The 4640-nt window shown below is 61.3% G+C and carries 4 protein-coding genes and 4 pseudogenes; 2 read left to right on the plus strand and 6 right to left on the minus strand.

Annotation, left to right across the window (positions count from 1 at the left end):
• Positions 1 to 924: 924 nt before the first annotated feature.
• Positions 925 to 1088, minus strand: a pseudogene (locus tag IVA95_RS38515) (DDE-type integrase/transposase/recombinase); the annotation flags it as partial.
• A gap of 115 nt (positions 1089 to 1203) precedes the next feature.
• Here IVA95_RS38515 and istA point away from each other — a divergent pair.
• Together istA and IVA95_RS38525 are read left to right on the plus strand one after the other, a co-directional pair.
• Positions 1204 to 2019 (plus strand): annotated as a pseudogene (istA, locus tag IVA95_RS38520) (IS21 family transposase); the annotation flags it as partial.
• A gap of 12 nt (positions 2020 to 2031) precedes the next feature.
• Positions 2032 to 2289 (plus strand): annotated as a pseudogene (locus tag IVA95_RS38525) (recombinase family protein); the annotation flags it as partial.
• A 66-nt stretch (positions 2290 to 2355) separates the two neighbouring features.
• Here IVA95_RS38525 and IVA95_RS38530 read toward each other — a convergent pair.
• From IVA95_RS38530 to IVA95_RS38540, 5 genes and pseudogenes are all read right to left on the minus strand, one after another.
• Positions 2356 to 2643, minus strand: coding sequence for a hypothetical protein (locus IVA95_RS38530; RefSeq protein WP_247515288.1), 288 nt, complete (start codon positions 2641 to 2643; stop codon positions 2356 to 2358).
• An 83-nt stretch (positions 2644 to 2726) separates the two neighbouring features.
• On the minus strand, positions 2727 to 3140 hold the full coding sequence (locus IVA95_RS38535; protein ID WP_253075378.1) for a nucleotidyl transferase AbiEii/AbiGii toxin family protein: 414 nt from the start codon (positions 3138 to 3140) through the stop codon (positions 2727 to 2729).
• On the minus strand, positions 3113 to 3241 hold the full coding sequence (locus IVA95_RS39245; RefSeq protein ID WP_346658104.1) for a nucleotidyl transferase AbiEii/AbiGii toxin family protein: 129 nt from the start codon (positions 3239 to 3241) through the stop codon (positions 3113 to 3115). Before IVA95_RS39245 ends, IVA95_RS38535 begins: the two co-directional genes overlap by 28 nt.
• Positions 3238 to 3372, minus strand: coding sequence for a hypothetical protein (locus IVA95_RS38920; protein ID WP_256470406.1), 135 nt, complete (start codon positions 3370 to 3372; stop codon positions 3238 to 3240). Before IVA95_RS38920 ends, IVA95_RS39245 begins: the two co-directional genes overlap by 4 nt.
• A 350-nt stretch (positions 3373 to 3722) precedes the next feature.
• A pseudogene (locus tag IVA95_RS38540) lies at positions 3723 to 4549 on the minus strand (DUF4118 domain-containing protein); the annotation flags it as partial.
• Positions 4550 to 4640 lie beyond the last annotated feature (91 nt).

A 4640-nucleotide genomic window follows, 5' to 3' on the forward strand; every position in this document is an offset into this window, starting at 1 on the left:
CGCATCCGCTCCACGACGGAATCGAACGATTGACTGCCTTCCCCAGGGACTAGACTTGAGTGCGAGCGTGAACTGCTCGATCCGGCTCCAGCATCCCCAATGCGCGATCTACCAGATCGGCCAATGCCCGTCATATTCCATCTCTGATAAAGGCGAGAATCGCTGCTTATGATGTTGTGGGCTGATGTCGCTCAGCCATGGTGTATCAAGGCTTTGGCCCATAAGTGCAATCGCCCAGATGGCGCAGGGCATGAGGTCTGAGGAACCTGCGGCATGTTTTCGTCAACCGTCATGGTCAGCCCGGACCCAAGACGGCGTGGCCTACATCCTGGCCAAAGTACACGCCAGCAGCCCAAGATCGGCCGAGACTGGCACGCGATCGCATCACGCCGCACTCGCTATCCTCAGTTTTTCAGAGACAGAGTGGAGGTTTGATTGCGCGCTGCCATTCACCGGGACCGTTCTTCGTCCACCTACGCGAAGATGAATTGCCGGTAGAACCACTCCGGCTAAATGCATCCGGGCAAACATGTTCGCGAATCTTTGGCTTCCTACATCCGTTTGCCCGGTGGCTCCCGACTGATTCGCTTCATCAGCTTCGCCACTGTAGTGGACATCGAACGAGGCACCAATTCGACCATACATGATGATTCGCACTCCTGCGTTTGCATTGGGTTCAGGCTGATGAGGCGCGGCAGGCCTAGATAGACCGCCTGGCTGACGATTGGCTGACGAAGGCGTTCTCCCGGACCGATAAAGAAAATCCGAGACCTGGCTCAAGCGTTAATGAATCGGGCTGCGGCCTACACCGGCCGGCGAAGGCCGCAGGTCAGGCCGCCTGGGCCTGCGATCGGGCGCTGTCACCTTATCTGAGGAGCGTCTTGAGCTGGCTGGGACGAAGAGATTACGGAAGGTTGAGAATATCGAGACGAAGCGCTGCAGGGTTCCCCGGCGAACGGAAGCCCCGCATCGTCCGCTCCCGCTTTCGCAGCGGCACATGGGAATTCTCGGCCCTGTTGTTGAAGCCCCTGTGCGCGGTGCTCGGCATCCGGCATGACCTGCCGTTTCGCCGCTCAATAGGACCGCAGTGTCATTTTTCATGGAATAGGAACCCTGCTTGAGGGGTCGTTTTCATCCAAACGGGACCCCCTTAACGCAGGGGCGTGACACTGCTTCCGGTTTCATCGGAGGCATTTGTTTTGGATGTTGGTTGTGAAGCCGATTGCAAAGATACGCCGGCTTTCGCTGGTTCAGCGCAAATCGATCAAGCAGATCTGCCGGGAATTGAAGGTCTCTCGGGAGGCGGTCCGCAACGTCCTGCGTTCGGGGCAAACGGAGTTCCGCTACGTGCGCAAGCATCAGCCGTTGCCTCGGGTGGGTGCATGGCGCGATGAGCTTGAGCGGCTTTTGGCGACCAAAGCGACGAAGCCGTCGCGGGAACGGCTGACGCTGATCCGGATTTTTGAGCAGCTTCGCGATCTTGGCTATGACGGCAGCTACAGCTCGGTCTGGCGGCATGCGCGGGCCTTTGAGGAAGAGCGGGGCAGCGCCGCCGCCGATGCGTATGTTCCGCTGATCTTCGCGCCGGGCGAAGCCTACCAGTTCGACTGGAGCCACGAGATCGTTGTTCTGAACGGGGTGACGCGACGGTGAAGGTGGCGCATATGCGGCCGTGCCATAGCCGGATGTTCTTCGTCAGGGCTATCTGCGCGAAAGCCAGGGGATGGTGTTCGACGCGCACGATCGGGCGTTTGCCTTCTTCCGGGGCACCTGCACGCGCGGCATCTATGACAACATGAAGACGGCTGTGGAGACGATCTTCATCGGCAAGGAGAGGCAATACAACCGCCGCTTCCAGCAGATGCGCGGCCACTATCTTGTCGAGCCGGTGGCCTGCACGCCGGCGTCGGGCTGGGAGAAGGGCCAGGTCGAGAACCAGGTCGGGCTGTGCGCGAGCGCTTCTTCACGCCGAGGCTCCGCTTCAAAAACCTGGAGGAACTCAACGCCTGGCTGCTCGACCGATGCATCGCTGTGCGCGAAGGCCTCGCGAAGCCTGAACTTGTCCAGCGCGCGCCGCGACGACAGCCGGAGGATCGATTGATGACACTCGTCGCCGGCATTGCCATTGCCGATCCGGACCTCAGTCTGCGGGCGATCGCGGCACAGCTCGAGACAATGCGGGAGCGGACGCCGCGCGGCGGCTGGCAATGGGCGGCCTCGTCGGTCGAGCATCTGCTCGATCACGCGAGGCGTCTCGGTTTAACGGTGCACGAACCCGCTGACGGCTGAAACGGGCATCCACCGCCGTTCTCCCGCCCTCCCGTTTCGTCCTGGTGTGACAAATAAGGAGAAATTCTACTCTCCCTCTGGCGTAACGTCGGAGCCTGCCCACAAGCGCGGAAGACCGGCGTTGTGATTCCTGATGTTCAGAGCCTTCCATTGCAGCGCGGGGAAGTTCTCCATCGCGTGCTTGACGGCGGCATCGCCTTGGAGACTGCTGACGTCGATCCGTCCCTCTTCGTAGAGAGCATCAAGGAACGACATCTCGCCGCGATCATGTTCGAACAAAGGCGCCAGTCGTTCTTGCCATTCGGCCAGCACGAGCTCGCACCAGGCTTCCGGGCGGCCGTCCTTGTCGAACATGTCGCTCTTCACGACGGTCAGCAATTTTCCGCGGAGTTCGTTGGTGTCGTAGCTATATCCGTCCAGCGAGGCCGTCCGCCAGTTCAGGTCCCGTGTGGCCGCCCCGATCGCGAGCGTAGCGAGCGCTTGACCTGTTTCCAATCCAGCCCGCGGACGTGCAGCAGGCGCCATGCGTCGTAGAGATCGCGCGATGCGCAGCGCGCGGCCATCGCGACGCTTTTTCCGGCGGCGATCTCGCGCAGATCCACGACGGGGATTTTCTTCGCGGTGTAGCCGCCCAGAGGAACGGAATTCATTAGCGACGTCCCGAAGAACGGCGTGCGGTACATGTAGTTGACGTCGACCTCGATCGTGCCGGGCCGCCGATGGGCCGAAACGTACCTGAAGCGCCACTTTTCGCCGGCGTGTTCGTCGCGCGGGGTTCGGAAGAGTTCGTAGCCGTAGTTCCCCATAAGGAGCGGCAGACGCTTCATGATGAGCGCCTTGTCGGCGAGCATCGTTTTTTCCGATCTTCGGCACCGACGTAGTTCAAGTCGATATCCACCGACAGACGATCGAGACCGAGATAGAACAGGTTGAGCGCCGTACCTCCTTTCAAAGCGAAGAGATGGTCTCCCTGTCCTTGGTGAGCCGGTCGAGCACGTCTATGAGGCGGACCACGCGTTCGATTGTCGCGGCTTCGAACGACAGTTCATTGGAAAGCTTCTCCAGGCGTTCTACCGAGATCATGGCGCCATCTCCGGAGAGCCACCTTCGAACGAAGGATGGAGGAATTCGCTAGGCAGCACCACGTTCCATTCCGGATGCGCCTCGCCGGCCTGGGACGTCGTGCCTAGCACCGCGCGCGGCGACGACGGTGCCGACCGTTTCAAATCCTTCAGCATCTCGTCGTCGACGAAGAGGTCTTCGCGACGGCTCTCCAGCCAGCAACCGAGGATACCAGCGAGCGACTGGTTCTCGCGAGCTGTCGTCAACTCGACGAGCTTGGTCACGTCGAGGGCGCGCACGGTCTGTAGCGCGTTAGAGAGTTCTTCGGTGCCCGCCGCCAGGTCGGGCCGCTCGACGCAGTCGACGAGGGTGCCGATGACGCCGATCAGCCCGCGGCCGGTCCGCATCGGCAAAAACAGCCGCTTGGCGCCCGGCAGCGTATCCGAGCCGCGTCCGGCCGGGCGATCGTTGGACCAGGTCCAGTTCGCCGCTGCAAGGTCGGCCCTGTCGAGTTCATCCTCGGGCGGATAGCCGGATTTTACCGTGAGCACGCCGTCTTCCGGCAGCAGCAGCACGACGCGTACTTTCAGCATCAGCGCGGTCTGATAGGCGGTCGCCCACAGCACGTCGTCCAGCGTCGCGGTGCCCGCAAGCTTGCGGCTGAAGGCGTCGAGCGATTCGGTGGTGCGGAGCCTGCCGATCGCCGTAACCGCCTGGGTGCAGACCGGCGCCGCGACATTGGAGACCAGGATCGCAATCAGCATGAAGAAGAAGAAGGCGGCGACGTTGGTCGGTTCGGTGATCGTGAAGGTGTAGACCGACGGCAGGAAGAAGAAATTGTAGCACAGCGAGGCCGCGACGCTGGCGCAAGGCCGACGGCCACGACCAGCAGCGCCATCAAATACGGTTTTGGATCGAACGGTTTGGATCGTTCCGCGTTGCGTACCGTTTTCTTTGGAACAGGCTCGGCGGCGAGTTCCTCGCCGGCAATGACATTGACGCTGATATTGCCGGCGCGCCACACCAGATCATGCACCACCGAACCGCGCATCAGCTCGAACCACCATGGGCGCGTCGACTTGCTGATGATGATCTGCGTCACGTTATTGGCATGGGCGAACTGAACGACATCATCGGCGATGCGGCGGCCGACACCGGGAATGGTGATGGACTCGCCGCCGAGCGATTCGGCCATCCGGCGATCCCGTTTAGGAATCTGACCAATAGCGCAGCCCAGCCCTTCCGCCGCCGTCAGCAGGAGGATTGGAGATGAACCCCAAAAGATCGAA

This window comes from Bradyrhizobium sp. 157, assembly GCF_023073815.1.
Taxonomy (GTDB): Bacteria; Pseudomonadota; Alphaproteobacteria; order Rhizobiales; family Xanthobacteraceae; genus Bradyrhizobium.